This window comes from Variovorax sp. M-6 (assembly GCF_052114385.1).
Classification (GTDB): Bacteria; Pseudomonadota; Gammaproteobacteria; order Burkholderiales; family Burkholderiaceae_C; genus Variovorax.
In genome coordinates, this window is record NZ_JBFREQ010000033.1 from 1 (window position 1) to 22192 (window position 22192).

The following is a 22192-nucleotide window of genomic DNA, read 5'->3' on the forward strand; positions in this document are numbered from 1 at the left end:
CAAGATGCTCAGCAGCTTCATCAACCGGGCAGCGCTGACCTTCTCCGCGTTCCGCTCCAGTGCGGACATCGTCTGCTGGGTCACCCCCAGTCGAACGGCGGCCTCGGCTTGGGTGATGCCCGTTTGCTTACGAAACGCCTGGAGCAAGTCGGGCAACTGCTCGGGTGTGCGAACGATGAAGTCAGGCATACAAGGTTTGAGATGTTTTTTCCGTTTACAAACTATACACTGTTTTCTAAATATACGCAGCATAGTTTGTTTTTCACGCTTACAGCCTACCGTTTGTACCGGATCGCAAGAAAAGCCACGACACCTGTGGCGCGAAGACGACCGGGCCCTCCAGATAGCGGCGCGTAGCGGAGTCAAAGTGGGATGGCCGGACGCCCACCGTGCCTTGCGCGATTGCTTTCGAGCTTGCTATTTTGATTTGCATGTATCTCGCATTCGACGCGGCCGCTCCAGCCCACGTATCAACCGGCACCTGCCGAGCGCGATCGGCCGAATCCGGTTTTCTACGAGGTGATCGCCGCCAGAACTGGCTGTTTGCCGGATTACTGCGAGCAGGCAAACGAGCCGCCGCCGTCATGAGCCTGATCCACTTCGCCAAGCTCAACGGGCACGATCCCTACGCCTACATCCGTGACGTGCTGACCAGGTTGCCGAACCATCCCGACAGCCGCATCGACGAACTCCTGCCGCATCGCTGGCAACAGAGCTGACCCGCGCGATCCCCGTCAAGGCGGGTTCACCGGACGCTTACCGTGAAGCTGCTGAACTTGCTGTGAGCGAGCCCGAGCACCTGGGCGACGCAAGTGAGCATGACTTCCAGTGGGTAATGCTTCCGCTTGATCACCTTGCGCAGCGCATCAGTCACGTCTTCGTCCCGTCCTCAATCTCGCATCAGCTTACCAGCGCCGGCTTGCTGCGACAGAACCCTTGCAGCCTATGCGTTCAACGAATCGTCACGGACATCCAAGCGCCTTGCCGAGACGATTGAAAGCGGATAGCTAGCCATCAACCACGGGGGCGCGACGCCATTGGGGGCGCCGTTCGGTGGCACAAAAAACAGCGGATATGGTCGCGAGGGAGGCACGGAAGGTCTGCTAGGAAGGGAAAGTCGTCGAGGTGTATGGTGGTGTCGGAATTTGACCACCGCAAAAGAGTATTCGCGCGAATTGTTGGATTTGCGCGTAGTTCAGAAGTTCGGCCGCCGGAACTCCGGCGGAGCGCGCTGAATTCCGCGACGTCGGCGGGTCAGGTCTGATACGTAGATATCTGGGACTGTTCAAACGATGCTGCCAAACGTTCCATCGACGACGAATCCATAGATCCGCGGGACACGAGGTGACGCAAGCCGCGATCACTTCCGTCCAAGGTCGCGACCCCGAGGAACTTGCGTTGGCGACCTTGGCGTAAGGCGCTGCGTTGCCTGTCGCTATCTCACTTGGGCCCCGTCCGCCTTGTGACTGCCGCGAAGGCCACGCCGACGAAAAGGATGTGGATTGAAGGACCTCGTATACAGCATAGGAGTCCAATGCGGTAGCCCCATTTTGCCCTCGACACGCTGCATACCTCCCTGTCCAATTTGCGAACCGGTCATAACTGGAGCGCATCATGAGACATCGTTGGATATTGATGATGGGGCTAGCGATTTGCCTGGCGGCTTGCGGAACGCCCCGCTCGAGCGGCTCTACGGCATCCAAGAACACCTACGCTGTGCCCGACCTACAGAAGACCATGCCATATCGCGCGCCGGCAGGAACTGGCACTAGCTCAAGCAGCTCGGGAGGTACGACGCGCGCGTCGGGCAATTCAGGAACCTCGTCCACTGCATACAAGGCTCCCCCGCCATCAAACTCCGTAGGTTGCAAACCCGGATCCAGTGTGGTGTACGACACGAGCGGAGCGCGCATGGGGTGTACGGTGAAATAGTCGCCTATTGCGCAATGCTCTGACCTGATTTGTACAAGCCTCGCCCCCCGGGCGTTCGTCCGGGGCTGCAGAAGCCCCCAATCCGCTTCCGTCGCAGGGCTCATCCGATCTCTACGTTGAGGGGTAGGTCCCCGCGTTGGCGTGACATATGAACTCCGCGCCTTCGGCGCGAGTTGCCACCGGGGCGATGCGCATGCGGATCGCATGACATAGAGCGCTGTTGCGGATTCCGGCGCAATTTCCCACTCGCAGCGAGTTGTCCTTTAGCTTGATTAGGAATTCATCATCGGAATTTCCGAGCGCATCGGTCATTGATGCGGTCCGCAAGGCATTGCCGGCTGATTTGTCATACTCTCGCGCCTGAGCGAAGAAGGCCTTTGTCGCAGCGCTCGCCGTATGAGAAACGGCGTTTGCGTTTGCGCAGACAGAATCAGGTTCAGCCCCTCAAGAAAATATAAGGTCTTCTTAAGGTTCTAATAGGCTCTTATTAGCAATCTTGAGAGGAAAAAGTGCTTAGACTGGACATGAATCATGTTTCCCCACCGTAGGGTGACGACGTCTTGAATTTTGCCGGCGCCGAATGCGCATTGAAGGAAGAGGATCTACGATGAGCATTGATAGCCAGAACTTCGAAGTGGCATCGAATGAGCCTGTATGGCGCCAGCCGGGGCCCCATTTCGAACTCCACGTGGAAATTCGAAAGGCGTTGCGCGCGCAGATGACCGAAACGCTCCATTTACTTGGCCGCATTCATGATAAGGACGATGTGGAAGTAGCGCAGACTTGCCAGTGCGTCCAGGACCTGCTGGTTCCCTATGCTGCGTGTGCGGAGACCGCAATCAGCCTGTATCGCCAGATGTCTATCTTCATCGCGAACTACGAGCTTTGCGTACATGACGCCGCGGAACGCAGCTGCCTAGGTCGAACTGCCTTCACCACTCCCATCCCCGCCTTCGACCTCATATGACTGGTCAACCTTTGCTGCTGAGTTTCGGGGCGTTTTTGCTGGACGAGGCCAATGCTCGCCTTTCAAACGGTGAGTTCGTCGTTCCTCTTCCACCGAAGGCTTTCTCGCTGCTGTGCGCGTTGGCCGGCCGGCCCGGGCGACTGGTGGAAAAGGCAACGCTATTGGACGTTGTTTGGCCACGCCAAGACGTGAACGAGGCGGTCCTGAAAACAACCGTCAATCAACTGCGCAGTGCATTGGGAGATGACCCCCGCCAGATGCGCTTCATCGAGACGGTGCCGCGGCGCGGCTATCGATTTGCGGAGCAGGTGACGCATTGCCGCCCGGTTGAGGGCGGAGCGGGTGTGGGCGTGGCACGTGGGCAGGCGTTCGTCATGCCCGATGGACGTCCGGGCAGGCGATTGATAGCACGGGATACGGCACTCCAGCAGCTCGAAGCTTCATGGTTGCGCGCTCTGAACGGGGCCGCGCAGGTGGTGATGATTGCAGGAGACGCCGGCATCGGAAAGACGACCCTGATCGACCACTTCACGAGCCACGTGGGAGAAGTGTTGATCGGCCGCGGCCAATGTGTCGAGCAAGTCGATGCGGGTGCGCCCTACCTGCCGGTGCTGGAAGCACTCAACGTGTTGTGCCACAACTGCATCGGGTTGCCGGCACTTTTGAGGACCATCGCACCTGCATGGTTGGCACAGATGCCCTGGCACATGGCAAGCGATGACCGGCTTGCGTTGCAAGCTGAGCTGGCTGGGACGGGGCCCGGCCGAATGCTGCGCGAGCTTGGGGAGTTGCTCGACTGCGTCGCTCAGACCAGCCCGCTGTTGCTGGTGCTGGAGGACTTGCAGTGGAGCGATCGTTCCACGTTGCAACTGCTGGACTACGTCGCTGGCCGGCGCTCACCGGCCCGGCAAATGATTCTGGTCAGTCTTCGTCCGACCAGGACCGGTGGCGGCACCCATCCGGCAGCTGATCTGCGAACCACATTTCGTCTGCGCGGCTTGGCGAAGGACTTGGCATTGGCACCGTTTTCGGCAACTGAAGTCGGCGACTATGTGGCACAGCGCTTCCCGGGCGTCGTGGCTCCGCGGCACTTGATCCAAACCTTGTACGCTCACACCGATGGTCTTCCTCTGTATGTCGCGACGCTGCTCGATGCCGCGGATCAAGCGGCCCCAGGGCGGCCCCGCGGCATCGAAGCTGCGGCAGATGGTTCGGTCCTGGATTGGTTGTCTTCCCAGCCCTTGCGGGTGCCAGAAAGTCTGGCGCATCTGATCGAACGTCAGATCGAAAGCATGGAGCCGGCGGATATTGCCCTGTTGGAAGCAGCCGCGGTGATTGGCGTGAAATTCTGGACACAGCCCGTCGCGACCATGCTCGGGCGGCCCTTACAGGCCGTCCGCGCGCAAGTGGACGCGTTGACACGGAAGGGCCATTGGCTGATCGCGCTGACCACCGAGCGGCTGAACGACGACACATTCGATGGACGCAGTGCATTTCGCCATGCTCTGTATCGTCATGCCATCTATGACCGAACCGGCCCCGCCGTACGCGCTCACCTCCACCGTTGCGCGGCATGGGCTCTTGAAGCGGCGGCACGGCTGGGGCTGTCGGTGGGGCCAGCGGAATTGGCTGTGCACCACGAGCGAAGTCACAATCTTCCCCGCGCCGTTCGCTATGGCGTAGATACTGCACAACTCGCGATCACTCGGTTCGCCCCGTTCGAAGCAGGGTGCACAGGCGCGCCGGCAACGTAATTGCGCCAATTGCTCGAATGCTGGCCGTCCTCGACGGTGCGGCGGCCGAGCTGAAAGCCAGGGTGGCTGCGGCAACTCCGCTGCTCTGGGCGATTGGCGAAGCGGCGGACATCGCACTAGCCGAGGGGCCCGTGGTATGCCGGGCGGCTCAGCGGAAGGATGGCAAGCGCACGCGAGATGACTGCTACGAGGAGAGCGTCGAAGGTTATGAGTTCCACCTGCGCTGGAGAATGAAGGCCATATGCACGCACGTGTACGCCTATGCGGCCGGCGCCGCGCTGCGTGCGGCGATCTGGACGTCGCGCCGAAAGCTTGAGAACGGCTTGAGCAGTGCGTCGGACCTCGGTGAACGGTTGAACCCGGCAGAGTTCCAGCTTTTCGATGTCAGGTTATCTGCCGCTCGCGCCAGCGAGAGGTTCCGGATCGCACACAACAGGAAGGCGAGGCTCAACAGCCAGGTTGGTCGGCCCTGGCCGTGCCGTTGCGCCGCTGCGAAATGCATGGAGCGAGCCTGCAGGGGATGGCGTGCTCAATGCAGCTTTGTGGCGAATTCATGGCGATGAAGGACTACCGAGAAATCACCGTGCACGCGACCGCCTGAGCCAGCTTCAGCAGCCTTCAGTTGAAGCGGCAGCAGGCGCCTGGCCGGCTTTTGCGTCGTTACCGTTTCATTACGACAGCGCGCGGGCAGCGACTTAAGGTCGGTGCGTGATGACTTAGTCCTTGCTTGCGAGATCGGACGCTCTGCCAAACGGAACTTCGCCTTCGGCCTCCAACGCCGCCAATCCAGACATCCGTCATCACGCATCGAACCGCGAGGCATGGCCGACCTCGCGTTGCAAGGACGGGGTGTCGGCTGCCCCCCAGAGGACAACACATGGAATTTCAGAAAAAGACAAGGCGCGGGTTCATGGCGCTGTCGGTCGCCGCTTTGACCGCTTGCGGCGGCGGAAGTGGAGGGGGTGGTTTGGGTTTCGGTGGTCGCGGTGGCAATGACCCGCAAGGTGGAGATGGCGACGGACAAGCGTCGGCATTCACAGCGCAAGAGCGCTCCGAGGCCACATTGCGCATTCACGACAAGTACGAGGAACTGCTCGCTGGAAAGGTGCCCGAGCCCTTCGAAGCGTTGAAGGCGTGGGCCTTGACCCAGCCGGAGTACGACGATGCCGGAACGGGCGATCTGACCTTGTGGACGCGTTTCAAGGACGGACGATACTTTGTTTACACCGACAACCGCGAACAGTTGAACTTGCCGGAACCGACGCGCGCTGCGCACAGTCTTCGCGCCGACGAAAGAGTTGCGAGCCTGGGTGCTTCGGGAAAACCAGAGATCGCCGAAAGCGACCTGGCAGTCATCCTCTGTGCGGATGACAAGGGTAAATTTGTGTGGACGAACAACTCGCAGCAACGGGTCACAAAGACTTTGAAGGACAGCGGATGGAATCTTCATCCAGACAGGTCTTTCACGATCGACGCACTCATGGGATTGCAAGGGAAGAGCATCGGACTGCTCTACATCGCGTCTCATGGGGCCATCCTCGGTCCAACGGGGAACAAGCAATACGGCCTCTTTTCTGAGACCAGGGCAACCGACGAGAACGAGAAGAAGCACAAAGCGGATTTCGATGACGGCGTGCTCATTTATCACCGCGATCGCGAACTCACGAAGGAGCAGCGTGGCGAGCAGTTGCCCCCGGTGTATGGCGTAACCGCGCAATTCGTACTCAAGCATCTCCAGTTCTCGGATTCATCTCTCGTCGTCTTGTTGGCTTGCATGTCGGGATCTCCGGAATCACAAGTCTTCCGCGATGCCCTGCATCTGAAAAAGGCAGGAACGATCGTCGCATGGGCTGGCAACAGCAACGACCACGGTGCCGAGTCGATGGAGTACATGTTCGACAGGCTCGCTGGTGCCAACGAAGTCGATCCCGGAAAGCCCAACAACCGGGCCTTCAACATGGACGGCGTCTGGGAGTACCTGGGAACAAAATCTACTGCTGAAATCAAACCAAACCTCCTGGTCACGCCGGCTGTCGAAGACGGCAAGACCGACGCATTCATCAAGCGATTCGGCAATGGGTTCGATCTCAGCAACCCCGTGATCTCGGAATTGGAAGTCGACTGGAAGGACAAACTGATTGTTCATGGCAACTTTGGCACCGAAGCCGGAGAGGTCACGGTCGGAGGTGCCAAGGTCGACGTTTCTTCCTGGGCCGACGACAAGCTCGAGTTGACGCTTCCGACCGACAAGTCAGATCCCCTGGGCTCCTTCGGTGAGGTCCGTGTGACGGCGCGAAAGCGCAAGAGCAATCCGCGCGTGCTGACCTCATGGCGCGGCAAGGTGGAGTACACGTTTGAAACGCTGCCTCAACCTGGAAGCACGGGAATGCTGTCCAACGTCATCACCGTGGATCTACATGTGCGTGGCGATGCACACGAAACGCGGCGAAAGGTAGACGGCTCGCTATTGCGCAGCACCCGTCCAGTCGTGCCGGCCTCCGATACCGAGATCAAGTACGAGGCCAAAGGAAAGAACGACGCGGGACTACTCAAGACAGAGTGGAGCGGAAGTGGATCGCTGCCGTTCACGGGCAATGGATTCGAAGGCGGAAACTCCCTCGTGATGTTTGGGAGTATCGACACCGTCGAGCGCGTTTTGAAGGTCAGTCCTGCGGTGGTGAGCCAGGATCTGGTGACCGTTATTACGACTACGTCGACGGGTATACCGACAACCAAAAAATCTTCACTCAGTCTCTGGACGAATGCCCTGGGGTTTACCGCACCGTATGGCGGCGATCTGGTTTCATACGGCACTGCGTTGCCTTTCGGTTTCGGCAGTCCGGACGTGGCGCCCTACGACAAGCAGTTGCCCGTACCGACGCTGCCCGCCAATTCCGGCTGGATGCGAGTGAAGACAACTGGCCTCACGGCATCACCACCGTTCGACGACACGATTGGCCGTTGACGATTTCATGCGGAATGCGCAGCAGCTTGCAGCCGCATGGCGGATCGCGAGTTGCTGCCGAGTCGCGTACCAAAAAAAAGGAAAAGGACATGGAACAAGAATCAAGCGCTCGCACTGGCGCGATCGGGTTCGCGCGCACGGGATGGATCGCGGGCTTCACCGGTCTGGTCGTCGGGCTGGCTTCCTGCGGGGGCGGCGGCTCCGGCGGCGGAGGTTTCTTTCCGATAAGCCAGTTGCAGCAGCAACAGCCACCGCCGCCACCACCGCTGGCCGACTACAAGGTCGGAGGCACCGTGACAGGTCTCGTCGGAAAACTGATCCTCCAGAACAATGCGGGCAACGATCTCGCTATCGGCGAGGATGGAAGCTTCGCCTTTGCGTCGCCTGTGCAGGAAGGCGGGGACTATGTGGTCACGATTCGTGCCCAGCCGCTGTGGCAGTTTTGCGCCGTGAGTAACGGCAGCGGCAAGGTCGCTTCCGAGGTCAACCATGTGAGGGTCACGTGTTCGGCGGCGCTTGCGAAGGTTGTAACGTTTGCGGGTTCCGGGCAACCTGGGGCCGGCAATGGCACCGGCATCGCGGCATCGTTCGATTTGCCGTTTGGGTTGGCCATCGATGCCGAAAAAAATCTCTATGTCGGAGACTTAAGGAGCAACTTGATTCGAAAGGTGACATCGGCGGGTGATGTCAGCACGGTGGCCGGCTCTGGTCAAGGAGGCTCGGACAATGGAACCGGAGCTGCTGCATCGTTCCGCGGACCCTACGGCTTGGCGGCAGACGTCCACGGAAGCATCCATGTTGCCGATTTTGACAACAACCTGATCCGCAAGGTCACAGCCGCCGGTGTTGTTACAACAACGGCAGGTTCCGGTGCGAACGGTTCAGCCGATGGAACTGGCGTAGCAGCAACCTTTTCCAGGCCCGCGGGTGCGGCCGTCGACGGCAGCGGCAATATCTATATTGCCGACTTTCAGAACCACCTGATCCGCAAGATCACCCCAACGGGGGTCGTGACCACATTGGCTGGCTCTGGGGCGGAGGGCGCGACCGATGGAACCGGCGCTCTCGCATCGTTCAAGAACCCTCTTGCGGTGGCAGTGGACGTTCAAGGCAACGTCTACGTGGGCGACTACAAAAACCACCTGGTCCGCAAAGTCACTCCCACAGGCGTGGTTACAACACTTGCGGGCTCCGGGGTAGTGGGGGCCGATGACGGCACCGGATCGGCAGCATCTTTCAGGTACGTCGGCGGCCTGGCCGTTGACGTCAGTGGCAACGTCTTCGTAGCAGACAGTGAGAACCACCTGATCCGCAAGATCACACCAACGGGTGTCGTGACCACATTGGCCGGCTCACGGGGGGAGCCAGGAGCCGACGACGGGGTTGGCACCGCCGCATCGTTCGCGAATCCCTTTGGCATCGCAGTGGACGCTGCAGGCAATGTCTATGTGGCGGACACCAACAACAACCTGATCCGAAAGATCACCCCGATACCCGCGAACTGAACCATCCGATCCGGAATACAGCAATGTCCAGAACCCGAAGACCGGATTCTCGAAGGCTCTGAAATGAACGATATTCATCGTGTGCCCGGACCGCGAGGCGCTTCAATCCCTGGTGATCTGCGCGCCCTGATGGAAAGGGGCGTCTCCGCGATCGTGAGCAGCAGCGGGTTGGCGCGGCTGCCCAGCGTGATGCGCGCGGTTGCCACAGCGCTGTGCACGGACGGCGTCACCGTCTATCTGTCGCGCCCGCAGTCCATGCAGCTGCTGCAGGACATTGGCAGTACAGGGCGCATTGCCGTGGTGTTTTCGGAGCCAATCTCCCATCGCACCGTGCAGGTCAAAGGGACCGGTGCACGCATCCGGTCCATTCGCCCGGACGACGTGATAAAGATTGAGCGCTACCTTGCCTCAATGGAGATTGAAATACAGCAGGTTGGATTCGACCCGGAATTCACCCATGCGATGCTCGCGCATCGGCCGGATGATCTGGTTGCAGTCAGCTTCGTTCCGTCGCAAGCGTTCGATCAGACCCCCGGCGCCAAAGCCGGAGCCTCGCTTTCATCGACCAACGAGAAGGAGGGTCAGGGTGCATAGATCTCCTCGTCCGTCGCTCGCCGACATCCGACCCTGCCTGGAAGGGGCCATACCCGCCGCCATGGCAACGTGCGGTGTGGATGGAACGCCCAACGTCACTTTCATCTCGCAGGTGTTCTATGTGGATGAGCATCACGTCGCGCTGTCCTTCCAGTTCTTCAACAAAACACGTCAGAACATCCTTTCCAATCCGCAAGCAATGGCAGTCGTTCTGCATCCGGTGACTGCTGAATCCTACAGAATCCACATTCGCTATCTGAGAACCGAGACGCAAGGCGCGATCTATGAAGGGATGAAGGCGCAACTTGCGGGAATCGCGTCTCATAGCGGGATGACAGAGGTGTTCGCCCTGCGCGGCTCAGATATCTACAGTGTGGAGGCGATTGAGAGTATCGAAAGCGTTGAATCTCGCGTATCGACCTCGCTGCCACGCGCAAGTCCACTTGGCGCCGTAAGGCGCGGCAGCGAGCGACTGTCCCGCTGCACCGGCCTGGCGGACATGTTGAATGTGACGTTGTCGACGCTTAATGAGTTCCTAGGCGTCCGCTACGCTATCGTCCTACTCTTGGATCATCAGACGCGTCGGCTTTACGCCGTCGCGACTTGTGGCTACATGACCTCGGGAATCGGCTCCGAGATCGCGGTGGGCGAAGGAGTGATTGGCGTGGCCGCCCAGGAATGCACGCCGGTCCGCATCGTCCATATGAGTTTGGCCTATAGTTATCACCATGCAATTCGGAGCAGTTTGCTTGCCGATAGCTCGGTGCCCGCCCTCGAGACGGACATTCCTTTTCCCGGACTGGTAGAACCCCACAGCCAGATGGCGGCGCCCATCATTTCCGGTGGACGCCTGCTGGGCGTCCTTTTCGCCGAAAGCCCTGTTGATGCGCGATTCGACTACCAAGACGAAGACGCGCTCGTATCCTTGGCATCTCATCTGGGTACTGCAATCGATCTTGCTCAGTGCATGTCCGATGCGACCGAATCGCCTGCGCAACAGGGTTCGTCGGAAGCACTTCGATCCAGCCAACAGGCGGCGCTGAAAGTACGGCACTTTCATGCCAACGATAGTGTTTTCTTGGGCGACTCCTATTTGATCAAAGGAGTAGCCGGTGCAATTTTTTGGAAGCTGGTTTGTGATTTCAACGGCAGTGCCCGCACGGAATTCACCAACCGCGAACTGCGCCTGGACCCGAGCCTCGGACTGCCCGGCGCGACTGACAATCTGGAAGCTCGACTTCTGATGCTGCAGCGGCGCCTGGACGAATACAGCGCAGACGTGCGCATCGAAAGAACAGGGAGAGGACGCTTTCGCCTCCTGGTCCGGCGTCCATTGGAATTGATCGATATGACATGCTGAGGCTGGGTCGACGAATCGGCTCAGGCCATCCGTCGTCCCTTTGGTCTGCTCGGTCGGTCGCATCGAATGGAAGAGCCCAGTAGAGCGAGCCGCAGCCACAGCGAAGGTCGCCGCTCTTCGAAACGGTTCAGTTGAATCGAATGACGTCGTACGTACAGGCGGTCTTCCGGAAATCTGGAGAAGAGCAAGGCGATTTCAAGGTTCGTCATTCTCTTTCTGGAGGTTGACTGTTCGTCTAGACGGTATCGGTCGCCCGACCTGGATGAAGCGACTTACCTTGCCGTACTGTGATGTCGCAACCTCTTCAATCAGGCGCTTTAGATCGGTGGCTTGCGCGTGATCATCACGGATACAGCCCGTGGGGTGCATCCCGGGCATTGCCGCATCATTCGGGGATTCCAGCGCTTCTGAGATTCATTCGCCTTTCAAGCAAGGTGAGATTGACGATTTTGTGGGTGCTGTCGATTTACGGCCCTTGGGTGTTGGTCAAGGAGTTGGTCCGGCTGGCGGCGCTTCGCCAACGCTCCTTGTCCATAGCCCGGCGGTGAGGACTCGCAACTCGACGCGCCAGCAGCGGCGGGAAACCCAATGGAGTGGTTGATGCGTGGGGCTTACCGTTTCATTACGACATCGCAAGCAGATCAACATATGGTTCGTTTCTGCGGACACCGCCATTACTTCATGTATCTCGTGAGAAGCCTATGAACATCTACTCCCTCAAAGCTGAAAGTCTCTACAGAAGATTTCAAGTGCAGCCTTGTTTCTCAAACGCGCCAGCGCGCCCCTGGGCATCCTTGCTCCGGAGCACAGCGGGCAGCACTGTCTTGGGCAGCATCGTGATCGTTCTGGCTTCCTGTGGCGGTGGTGGCTCCGACGGGGGCGGTGCATTCCCGATCGTCCCCGCCGCCTCGCCGCAGCAAGAGGCTCCAGCTACTTACACGATTGGCGGCACCGTGGCCGGTCTGGAGGGCGCCAGTATCGTACTAAAAAACAATGCCGGCGACGATCTGGTCGTTACGTCCGATGGCCGTTTCAGCTTCACCACGCCTGTGGTCATGGGCGCCGACTACAGCGTATCCGTGAGTTCCCACGCACTGTGGCAGCTCTGCGCGGTGAGCAACGCCACCGGGAAGGTCGAATCGGAAGTGAGCAACGTGACGATCACATGCTCGGTGGCTTTGGCACAAGTCACAAAGTTGGCGGGAACCGGAAGTCCAGGCTCTGCCAATGGCAACGGATCCGCCGCGTCGTTCAAGTTGCCCTTTGGCCTAGCGCTCGATTCGAGTGGAAATATCTATGTGAGCGATTGGAGCAATCAATTGATTCGCAAAGTTTCTCCAACCAGAGATGTCACGACATTCGCAGGCTCAGGCCAGATCGGCTCGGACAACGGCCCCGCCCTGTCAGCAACGTTCAGCTCTCCATACAGCACCGCTGTAGACAGCATTGGCAACGTCTACGTTGCCGACTACGCAAACAACCAAATTCGTAAGATATCGCCGGCGAGTGAGGTGACGACGCTGGCCGGTTCACTGACGGCAGGATCGAGCGATGGGAAGGGAAGTGCTGCTTCTTTCAGCAACCCCACAGGCGTGGCGGTGGACGCGAACGACAACGTCTATGTGGCTGACTTCGAGAACAACCTCATCCGAAAGATAAATTCACTAGGGGAAGTAACCACGCTGGCAGGGTCGGGAGCCGCCGGATCGAAAGATGGAGTAGGGGCGGACGCGACATTTGATGGCCCCGTCAGCGTGGCGGTGGATGCCCGTGGCAACGTTTATGTGGGCGACTATCTCAATAACATGATTCGAAAGATCACGCCCTCTGGTTCCGTGACGACGTTGGCAGGCTCCAGAACAGAGGGGTCGGCTGATGGCATTGGCAGCGCGGCATCATTTAGCAATCCGGCTGGCGTGGCCGTAGATGCCAACGGAAGCGTCTACGTGGCGGATTCCGGTAACCACCTGATTCGCAGGATTGGACCGACGGGCATCGTCAGGACCTTGGCGGGTTCCGCGGGGCAGTATGGATCTGTTGATGGAACCGGTACTAGTGCATCATTCAAAACACCGTTCTCTTTGGCGATTGACGGCAATGGAACGATCTATGTGGCTGATACGTACAACCATCTCATTCGAAAGATCACACCGACGCCTTCGCTCGAGTTAGGGAAGCTCTAGTGCAAATCGCACCTCCGGTAGGCTGGGGCCTTTTTGAACCGAGGGCGGCTCAATGGTGAAGAGGCTTCCAAAGCAAGGATGAATTGTTCAAATGGCGGCACTTCGAGCCGGACATCATCGTCCTGTGCGTTCGCTGCCGTCTGCGCTACAAGGCCACTTGCCTCGGCTCCTCACATACCTCTCGTCAGCACGCCAGGATCTACGGACCTTGCGAGCGAATCGATTTCAACGCTTCTCGAACTCCGTCACGAAGCGTCTGCATCCACCGAATGATCGTCGGATGAACTACGGACAAACTGTGCTCTTCCGACATCTCTACCAAGTCGCCAAAACTCACCTCTACCGGACTGTCGGTCGAGAAGGCAAGACAGTTGACTTCCGCCTGAACCCCGCATCCTGAAGTGAAGGCGGTAAAGACGTTCGGTCTGACCGGCGCCACGCATTCGCGAAGCCTTCAGGCTACGGAAAAAATTCCCATCAGAGTCCAAACAAGTTCGAAGAACCAACGTTATGACAAATCGAGCCAACACCATATCATCGACCGCAATGAGATACCACGCGTGGCGGACCGCCACCGCGCGCGCTCTGGGCGCCGCCGCCCTCATCAGCCTTGCCGCCTGCGGTGGCGGTAGCGGATCTACGCCATTCATTCCGATGGCTGTGCCTGCACCATCGCCAGCATCACCTGCTCCCGCGCCAACTCCTACCCCCACCCCCTCCGTAGGCTACAGAATCTCTGGCACGGTATCCGGCCTCTCCCCGAACGCGCAACTCACCCTCGTCAACAACGGCACCGACGCGGTATCGGTCAAGGCCAACGGTGGTTTTACCTTCCCCTCAGCGGTGGCCCAGAACGCCAGCTATTCGGTAACCGTCAGCGCGCAGCCGGACGCACAGAGTTGCGCGGTCTCCGGCGGCAGCGGCAGCGGCGTGAGCGCCGATGTCACGGGTGTGAGCATCGATTGTGTTTTCAGAGGCTTCACCAGTACCTTGGCGGGAAGCAAAATCCCGGGTAGTGCCAACGGGACCGGTGCAGCGGCGCAGTTCAATGGGCCTTTCCGCGCTGCGGTCGACAGCAACGGTACTGTGTATGTTTCCGATTACGAAAACCACATGATCCGCAAGATCACCCCCGCCGGCGTCGTGACCACCTTGGCGGGGAGCACGACCAGCGGGAGAGCCAACGGGCTCGGTTCTGCCGCTTCTTTCTTTCACCCCATCGGCGTAGCCGTGGATAGCCGCGGCTACGTGTATGTCGCTGACTCCGAAAACAACTTGATCCGCCGGATCTCCCCTGACGGCCTCGTCTCCACGCTGGCCGGAAGCGGATCGCCAGGCTCTGCGGACGGTACCGGATCGGCCGCGTCGTTCCTTCAACCAGGCGGCCTTGCAATGGATGACAGCGACAACCTGTATGTCGCAGACTCAGGGAACCACCGAATTCGCATGATCACACCCGCCGGAGTCGTGACCACCCTGGCGGGCAATGGCCCTGGGTGGGCCGACGGGACGGGCTCTGCCGCATCGTTCAGGTATCCGCAGGGTCTGGCGCTCGATGGAAGTGGAAACCTCTATGTCTCGGATCGAGACAACAATTTGATTCGCAAACTCACGCCCAACGGGGTCGTGACTACCCTAGCCGGCGACAGGTCCAGCGGCTCGAAAAACGGCACTGGCGCTGCCGCTTCTTTCAATAAACCTTTTGACGTGACCGCGGACAGCAGCGGCAACGCCTATATCGCTGATGGGGACAACCACATGGTCCGCAAGATGACGCCAGCTGGTGTGGTGACCACCCTAGCAGGGAGCACGACCAGCGGCAATGCTGATGGCGCTGGCACCGCCGCGTCGTTCAAACGCCCCATGGGCATTGCGATTGATGGCAACGGTGTTCTCTACGTCGCCGACTTCGAAAACAACATGATCCGCAAGATCGTGCCCTGATCGAGCTTCGATGCGGCACCAAGGTGTCGCGCGATTCCATGTTCGCAATCGGTGCGCGGGGCGCGGCTCATCACGCCCGAGACGACCTGCGGGCGCAGGCCTTGCGTGCTCGATGCAAGTCGACGCAGAGCGGCAGGATGGGGCAGGAACGACGTGCCACCGACCCCATCGACCGAGGTACACGCGGAGGCTCTCGACCAGCCATACGTTGTTTCTTCGGTGGATCGAGTTCGCGAGGCCCCTGGACCCACCGACGCCCCAGACCGGAGCGGTCGGCGTGGTGAATGCCCAGACGATCCAGAGCACGTTCGCCAACGGTCAGTCTAACCAGCCGAGATAGGAACACCGTCATGCCGGGACACGAGCAGGCTGCCGACCATGCTGGCGACGCATACGAGATCCATGCTGATGCTGAGGTTGAACAGTGTCATGGTGAGGTTCGATCAGAGGTAGTAGAGGGAGAAATGGAATCCTCAGTCGAGATCTGATGATGGATTCCGCTCGAACCCGAGAAAGTTCGCGAGAAATGACTAATTCGCACCACTCTACCGGTGCGCGTTGAAATCCGAAAAGGCAACATGCATCGCAATCCGCTCCTTCCCTCGTCTAGCCGAGTCTTCCCCACCAAGGTCCAGGTGGAGTCCTCCTCTTTATCGGCAAGCAAGGTGGTGCATTGCATAGCGATTGACCCGCGATCGCCCTCGGGCATGTCGGCGTGCTGGTTTTCCACTGTACGAGAGGCCGATGGGGAATATCTCAAGATGGCCACCTCGCAAGCCATGGTTACCCGGACGCTTGAGCGCTTCAAGCTGTCGGTGCCGGCCAGTGCGACGCGCAGCATGATCGACGAGCTCGCGCTAACAGCGGTGCAGTGGGATGTGTACCTGCCGATCGTGCGCAAGGCGGGCGATCGGCGCGCCGCGAACGATTCAGCACTAGCGCCGCTGGGCAGATACGAGTTGGGCTGGCCCTACGACGCGGACCCTGAGGTGGGGATCAGGCCGCGGGGGTGAGATGGCTGCGCGCGACGACTCTACGACCGAAGAAATCGCGCTTTCCGGATCCACCAGGACCATCGTCGCCAGGTGGCGAGTGGCGCTTCGGCCTTCAGCCGCTTTTGGAGGATTCTCACGTCGATAGCCCGGCTGGAGCAGATCTGTTTTTCCAACGCGTTGGCATCACCCATCGACGAGTTGCACTTTCGCCTTCATCAGCTCCGTTCCTCCCTTTGACTTGTCGGCATTGAATGCCTTGGAGGGGGGCGTGGACAACATTGCCTGCCCAGCGAAACGAAAAGGACCGCGATCCACCCCGGATGGTTGAGATCGGTCGCGAGTCGCCAATGAAGACGCGCGAGGGTTTTGGCTCTGCGTGGTCGGGCTCCACCTTCCAGCCGCGATCCTCGTGCGCCTTGTGGCCCTTGGAGATGGACTGGTCGCCCTCGCGCGAGAAGGTGTCCTCCTGCAGCCGCAGCAGCAGCGCCTTCTCGCTGCCAGGCACCTGCAGCGACTTGCTCGTGGTCAGCCGGGGCTCCGAGGCGGCGCGGTCGCCCGCGATCTTCTGCAAGCCAAGGGATGGCGCCGCCACCGGCTTCCAGTCGTCGATAAGCAGGAAGTAGCGCCCGTCCGTGAAGCGTGCCCAGAGGCTGCCGGCGGAGGTTCCGGCTTCGCTGAATTCGGGCTGCGCCAGCACCCGGGCCTTGAGCGCCTCGAAAGGTTCGGGCGTCTGCGCGGTGAGCAGTTCCTCGTACTTCTCGGCGATTCGTTAGGTCGCTTCCGAGCGCTGCTCGGACCTGTACTTGCCGCCGACTGCGGTGCCGCCGTCCTGCTGCGTCCCGGTGCCCGTGTCCGTGCTTGTGCCCGTCCCGACGACCGGCCATCCGCCGCCACTGCCGCCGCCGCACCATGTTTCCCATCCCGCAGGATGTCGTCATCAAACGGCAATCGCGGCTTCCGTGTGTGCGCAAAGGCGATTCAGCAGCGCGTGCGCCCGGCGCACGCGCGGCAGCGTGGCGCCGCCTCGGATCCGCGCTAGCGTTGCCCTCCATGCGATCGCGTCCACGGCGCCGGGGCCGCTCAGTTCGCAGCGCAGCAGCAGGGCCCCCAGCGTCTGCCACGCGGCATCCTGGGCATGGCTCTGCGCCAGCGCCAGGTCGAGCGCCGCCTGCGCCCCCTGCGCGTCGTCCATCGCGCTTCGCAACCGCGCATCGAGCATGTGCAACTCGGGCAGCCCCAGCATCTCGCCGAGCTGCAGCGCCCGCTCCAGTCCTGCGTCGAGTTCGCGGCGCGCGGTCGGCCCATCGCACGCACGCAATGCTGCCTCGGCCGCATAGCCATGGACGTGGGTGCATCCTGCCTCCATCCCCAGGCGCAGATGGCAAGCATGCCCCTCGACAATTTCGTTGACCGCCTCCGCGGCCTGGTCACCACCAACACGGCACCGCAACCAGCCTGCGTACCAGCGGACCGGGCCTGCACCCTGGGCAATGTCCGCCTCGTCGGCGAAAGCGCGCACGGCGGCGGCCACCATCGGGACATCTTCCAGCGCTGCGCCCGTCAGTGCCGCACACCATTGCGCCAGCATCCGGGCCATCGGCGCGCCGATGCGCACGGCCCTCTCGCGCGCCAGGTCGATGCAGCGAATCGCTTCGTCGATTTCGCCGAGCTGCGCCAGCGGCAGCGCCACATTGCCCTGCATGGACACCACGGGGTCGATCAGGAAAGGCGCGTTGTCGAGGGCTTCGCCCAGCATGTCGCAAAGCGCGAGGCCGCGGCGCAGCCATCCCACCGCCTCGCGCAGTCGCCCTTGGTAGGCCAGTGCCGGGCCTCGCAGATTGCATGCGCAGACAAAAAGCGCGTCATCGCGATGCAACGCGGCGAGCGCCTCGAGACGATCTGCAAGCTCCAGCGCCTGGTCGAATTCGCCTCGGGTGAAATGCACCCAGCCTAGGCCGCTGTAGACCCATCCGTGCGCGGGTGTGGAAGGCAGCCCGTCGCACAACGCCCGCGCGCGACTCAATGCCCGGATCGCGTCCGGTGCCGCCACGCCCTGGTACTGCGCGAAGGCATGGCCCTGCAACGTCGTGAGAGCGAGCGCGAGCTCGCTGTCTTGCGACGCGCAGAGTCCGGGGTCTTCGGCGAGCAGGGCCAGTGCGCGCGTGGCGAGTTGCGCCGCCTCGACCGGGGCGAAGCGCGCCATCGACAGCCGCCCGGCAGCCAGCAGCTGGTGCACCGCAGCCGGCAGGTCATGGCTGCCTTCGTGGTGGAGCGCCAGTTCCGCGGGCGCGACCGGCAGGCCGAGTGCGGCTGACGCTTCCAGTGCCTGCGCGGCGCGCTGATGCAGTTCGGCGCGCGGGACGGCGCCCAGCCGCTGGTAGAGCACGTGGCGATACAGGCCATGCCGGAACTCGCTGCGGCCGTCGAAGCTGCCGTCTTGCAGGCGCGTGGCAGTCAATGAAAGAAGCCAATGGCCGTTCTTCGCGAGCGCATCGACCTGCGCTCTCACGGCGGGCAGCGGCCGGCCCAGCAACGTCGCCAGCGGCCGGGTCCAGAAGTCGACCCCGAGCACCGCGGCGGCTTCGAGCAGTTCGACGTCCGCGGCGGGCAGCTTGCGCAGCTGGCGCTCGATCAGCTGAAACAGGCTCTCGGGAACCTGCGGCGGCGGCCAGGCCAGCCACGCGAGCGCCGAGACCTCTGCACTGGGAGTGTTCGCCTCCGCAGCATCGAACAGGGTTGCCAGATAGAGCGGCAGCCCGTCGGTGTGATCGTGCAGCGCCTGGGCCAGTCCGGGCGGAGCGGCCTCGCCGGGAAAGCGCAGGGCCAGATAGTCGCCCACATCGGCGGCCGAGAGGGCGGTGAGCGGCAGGTCTTGCGCGAGGCCGCGCAGCCGCAGCTCGGTGCGGAGCTCGGCCGCCGGATGCGTGGATCCGGCCTCGGTCGGCCGCATGCTGGCCAGCACCAGCTGCCGCGCGGTGCCGCGCCGCCTCGCGAGGTAGTCAAGCGCCTGCAGGCTCGGCTGGTCGCTCCACTGCAGGTCTTCGAGCACCAGCAGCAGCGGCCCCCGAGCCGCGACCCGGTCGAGCAGCTCGCCCAGTTCTCGCAGCATGCGCGCCGGACCGGTACCGGCGATTTCACGCGCCAATGCGCAGCGCTGCTCCTGCGGCAGGTGCCAGGGCATCTGCGCCAGCCAGACCGGCGCGACCGCTCGCATCAGTGCGGGCAAGGCCTCGTCCTGCAGGCACAGGGCGCTGAGCGCCTCCAGCCAAGGCAGGTAGGGCTCGCCGTGGCCGCGCTGTTCGACGCACAGGCCGCGGCCGAGCTGAACGCCGGCGCCGCGCGTGCGGGCGAAGTGATCGATCAGGGTGGTCTTGCCGATACCGGCATCGCCCACTACGAGAATCATCTGCGGCCGACCCTCGGCAGCGCGGCGCCACGCCGCGTCGATTCGCTGCAGCGCTGGCGCGCGAGCCACCGGCACAGCGCAGCCCGACGGTGGATCGGCGCTTCTCGCTGCCGCATCGGAGTGGGTGGTTTCGCTCGCAGCGCACGCTCCTGGCCGGCCGATGAAGCGATAGCCCCGGCGCGGCACGGTCTCGATGTAGCGCGGCTCACGCGGATCGTCTTTCAAGACGGTTCGCAACTGGTTGACCGTGGTCTTCAGCACCGACTCGTTCACGTCCTGTCGAGGCCACACCGCATCCAGCAGCGTGGTCTTGCTGAGAAGTTGGCCGGGCTGGCCCACGAGCACGCACAGCAGCGCGAACGCCTTTGGCGGCAAGGAGAGCCATTGCCCGCCCTCCGACAGGCGCGCGTTGGCCAAGTCCAGCGTGTAGGGACCGAAACTCGCCACCAGCGGCCGGATGCTCATCGTGAAGAAGCGAGATCCGTCACGGGTGCGAGGTCTGTACGGGCATGAATCGAAGGGTCGCCTCCAGAGCAGAGACGGCAGAAAAGCGGACCCGTGCGACTATGTCTCAGCCGGCTGGAGATGACCATAGTGCAAAGGAAATAGAGCTCCGCGGGGATGTTCCTTTCGGTTCCACGCGTGGAGCCACAAACCCGCTCGCTAGCGCTCCAGTCGGGAGTCCGGAGTCGTGCGCTAGGAGCGTATTTTGACGGGCGTATTCGGCGTCTCTCCGCGCTACTTCAGCGACGCACATGGCTGCGGATCGACTGCAGACACAAGGAGGGTCTGCTGTGCATTTCATTCCTTGCATGATCTTTCCCTATGATTGCCAAACTCCCCCGAATCAGCTTGGGCCTGAATCTGCCAACGAAGAAAGACACGCAAGCGTGAGATCCTCGACGAGACGGATCGTTTGGCGTCCTGAAACGCACTGATGCAGATCGTCGAACCGCACAGCCCGCGGGCCAAGACTGGCCGCCCGCCTTTTGCGATCGAGCCGATGCTGGCGCATTCACTACTTGCACCAGTGGTTCGGGCTGAGCGATCCGGCGAGGGAAGATCCACTGCAAGAAAAGCCGTTGTACCGAGCGTTTGCGAGCCTGCGAGGTGGCGTGAGTCGCCTGCCCGAGAAACCACTATCCTGCGCTTAGCCATCTACTAGGGGCTCGACTCGGCCGTCGAAATGCCGCGCGGGATCATCGACATTCTTCAAGCCAACGATCTGCTGTTGCGCACCGGCACTGTTGTGAATGCTACGCTGATCGCAGCGCCCAGTTCGACCAAGAACGCTGATGGCGAGGATGGCCCCGAGATGCATCAGGACTAGCTAGCGCGCTCGACCGCGCATCGCATACAACAGCACAAGGGTAGCGATGATTTCGAGTCCCGCGACGGCATAGAGGCCCGCCGCCACGCCGCCTGTCGACGTCTTTAGCCAGCCCATCGTAAAAGGCGCCGCAAAACCAGCCAAGTTACCGACCGAGTTGATGAAAGCGATGCCGCCGGCTGCAGCAGTGCCTGTTAGAAAGGAAGCTGGGATGGACCAGAACACAGGAAAGGCAGAGAGGATGCCAATTGTCGCGAAACTCAGCGCGGCCATGGCGAGCACGGGTTTTTCGATCAACATGCCGGTTGCCGCAAGCCCGATTCCGGCAATCAACGTCGCATAGGCGCAGTGCCGCCGGCGCTCACCGGTGGCATCCGAATGCATGCCGTTCAAAACCATCGCGATCGTTCCGAGGATGAACGGCACGGCCGACAGAAGTCCGATATTCAGCGTGCCCTTCACGCCCAGTTCCTTGACGATCGAGGGCGTCCAGAACGCAATGGTGGCATTGCCGCTCACGATGCAGAAATAGGCTGCGGTGCACAGCCACAGCACGGGATTGCGCAACGCCAGGCCGAAGCTCGATTGCTTGGCGGCATCAACGTTCTCCTTCTGAAGCTCGGCGGTCAGCGCGTGCTTCTCAGTTTCGGTTAGCCAACGTGCGGATTGCGGTCGATCGGGCAGCCAGGCCAGCACCGCGAAGCCCGCGAGCACCGAAGGAATGCCTTCGAGCAGAAAGAGCCACTGCCAGCTCCGGAGTGGCGCGACACCATCCATGCCACTCATGATCAGCCCGGCGAGAGGACCGCCGACGACGCCTGCGATGGCGAACGAGGTCATGAAGAGTCCGTTGATCTTGCCGCGGCGGTGCGCCGGCACCCAGTACGTTAGGTACAGCATCACGCCCGGAAAGAAGCCTGCCTCGAATGCACCAAGTAGGAAGCGGATCACGTAGAACGATGTGGGCGTGTCCACGTAGATCATCGCCATCGACGTGAGACCCCAAAGGATCGTGATGCGCGCGAGGGTCTTGCGCGCGCCAATCTTCTGAAGCAGGAGGTTGCTCGGCACCTCGAACATGAAGTAGCCGATGAAGAAGATGCCAGCACCCAACCCGTAGACCGCCTCGCTGAACTGCAGGTCCTGCAGCATCTGCAACTTGGCGAAGCCCACATTGACGCGGTCGATCCACGCCAGCAGAAACAGGAAGACCAGGAATGGCACCAGTCGCCATGCGATCTTGCGGTGCATGCGGTC

14 protein-coding genes and 3 pseudogenes are annotated in these 22192 nt (G+C 61.3%); 12 read left to right on the top strand and 5 right to left on the bottom strand.

Annotation, left to right across the window (positions count from 1 at the left end; genetic code table 11):
- Positions 1-189, bottom strand: a 189-nt coding sequence (locus AB4Z46_RS28200) for a helix-turn-helix domain-containing protein (protein WP_442286863.1), incomplete at its 3' end; no start/stop codon positions are given.
- A gap of 338 nt (positions 190-527) precedes the next feature.
- Between AB4Z46_RS28200 and AB4Z46_RS28205 the strand changes: the two are divergent.
- Positions 528-719, top strand: a pseudogene (locus tag AB4Z46_RS28205) (transposase domain-containing protein); the annotation flags it as partial.
- Positions 720-781: 62 nt separating this feature from the next.
- Here the strand turns inward: AB4Z46_RS28205 and AB4Z46_RS28210 are convergent.
- Positions 782-874: pseudogene (locus tag AB4Z46_RS28210) on the bottom strand (IS6 family transposase); the annotation flags it as partial.
- Positions 875-2539: 1665 nt separating this feature from the next.
- Here AB4Z46_RS28210 and AB4Z46_RS28215 point away from each other — a divergent pair.
- The 10 genes from AB4Z46_RS28215 (at position 2540) to AB4Z46_RS28260 (ending at position 16217) form a co-directional block, all read left to right on the top strand.
- The gene (locus AB4Z46_RS28215) at positions 2540-2899 is read left to right on the top strand and encodes a hypothetical protein (protein WP_442286864.1); all 360 of its coding nucleotides are present in this window, start codon (positions 2540-2542) and stop codon (positions 2897-2899) included.
- Positions 2896-4653 carry an ATP-binding protein gene (locus tag AB4Z46_RS28220; protein ID WP_442286865.1) on the top strand — a complete coding sequence of 586 codons (1758 nt, stop codon included), beginning with the start codon at positions 2896-2898 and terminating at the stop codon, positions 4651-4653. Before AB4Z46_RS28215 ends, AB4Z46_RS28220 begins: the two co-directional genes overlap by 4 nt.
- A 17-nt stretch (positions 4654-4670) precedes the next feature.
- Entirely contained in the window at positions 4671-5216 is a 546-nt protein-coding gene (locus tag AB4Z46_RS28225) for a hypothetical protein (RefSeq protein ID WP_442286866.1), read from the top strand.
- 314 nt (positions 5217-5530) lie between these two features.
- A complete protein-coding gene (locus AB4Z46_RS28230; RefSeq protein ID WP_442286867.1) occupies positions 5531-7618 on the top strand; it encodes a hypothetical protein in 2088 nt (695 codons plus the stop codon).
- Between the two features lie 89 nt (positions 7619-7707).
- Positions 7708-9123, top strand: a complete 1416-nt coding sequence (locus AB4Z46_RS28235; RefSeq protein ID WP_442286868.1) for an NHL repeat-containing protein — start codon at positions 7708-7710, stop codon at positions 9121-9123.
- Positions 9124-9186: 63 nt separating this feature from the next.
- Complete coding sequence (locus tag AB4Z46_RS28240; protein ID WP_442286869.1) at positions 9187-9717, top strand: hypothetical protein; 531 nt, start codon at positions 9187-9189, stop codon at positions 9715-9717.
- Complete coding sequence (locus AB4Z46_RS28245; RefSeq protein ID WP_442286870.1) at positions 9710-11077, top strand: GAF domain-containing protein; 1368 nt, start codon at positions 9710-9712, stop codon at positions 11075-11077. Before AB4Z46_RS28240 ends, AB4Z46_RS28245 begins: the two co-directional genes overlap by 8 nt.
- A gap of 701 nt (positions 11078-11778) precedes the next feature.
- On the top strand, positions 11779-13260 hold the full coding sequence (locus AB4Z46_RS28250) for an NHL repeat-containing protein (RefSeq protein WP_442286871.1): 1482 nt from the start codon (positions 11779-11781) through the stop codon (positions 13258-13260).
- A gap of 510 nt (positions 13261-13770) precedes the next feature.
- On the top strand, positions 13771-15204 hold the full coding sequence (locus tag AB4Z46_RS28255) for an NHL repeat-containing protein (protein WP_442286872.1): 1434 nt from the start codon (positions 13771-13773) through the stop codon (positions 15202-15204).
- A gap of 761 nt (positions 15205-15965) precedes the next feature.
- On the top strand, positions 15966-16217 hold the full coding sequence (locus tag AB4Z46_RS28260) for a hypothetical protein (RefSeq protein ID WP_442286873.1): 252 nt from the start codon (positions 15966-15968) through the stop codon (positions 16215-16217).
- Between the two features lie 115 nt (positions 16218-16332).
- Here the strand turns inward: AB4Z46_RS28260 and AB4Z46_RS28265 are convergent, their stop codons facing one another.
- Together AB4Z46_RS28265 and AB4Z46_RS28270 are read right to left on the bottom strand one after the other, a co-directional pair.
- Positions 16333-16896: a hypothetical protein gene (locus AB4Z46_RS28265; protein ID WP_442286874.1), complete on the bottom strand. Its 564-nt coding sequence runs from the start codon at positions 16894-16896 to the stop codon at positions 16333-16335.
- Between the two features lie 240 nt (positions 16897-17136).
- Complete coding sequence (locus AB4Z46_RS28270) at positions 17137-20022, bottom strand: AAA family ATPase (RefSeq protein WP_442286875.1); 2886 nt, start codon at positions 20020-20022, stop codon at positions 17137-17139.
- Positions 20023-20430: 408 nt separating this feature from the next.
- Here AB4Z46_RS28270 and AB4Z46_RS28275 point away from each other — a divergent pair.
- Positions 20431-20929 (top strand): annotated as a pseudogene (locus tag AB4Z46_RS28275) (transposase); the annotation flags it as partial.
- 6 nt (positions 20930-20935) lie between these two features.
- Here AB4Z46_RS28275 and AB4Z46_RS28280 read toward each other — a convergent pair.
- Positions 20936-22186, bottom strand: a complete 1251-nt coding sequence (locus AB4Z46_RS28280) for an MFS transporter (RefSeq protein ID WP_442286919.1) — start codon at positions 22184-22186, stop codon at positions 20936-20938.
- Positions 22187-22192 lie beyond the last annotated feature (6 nt).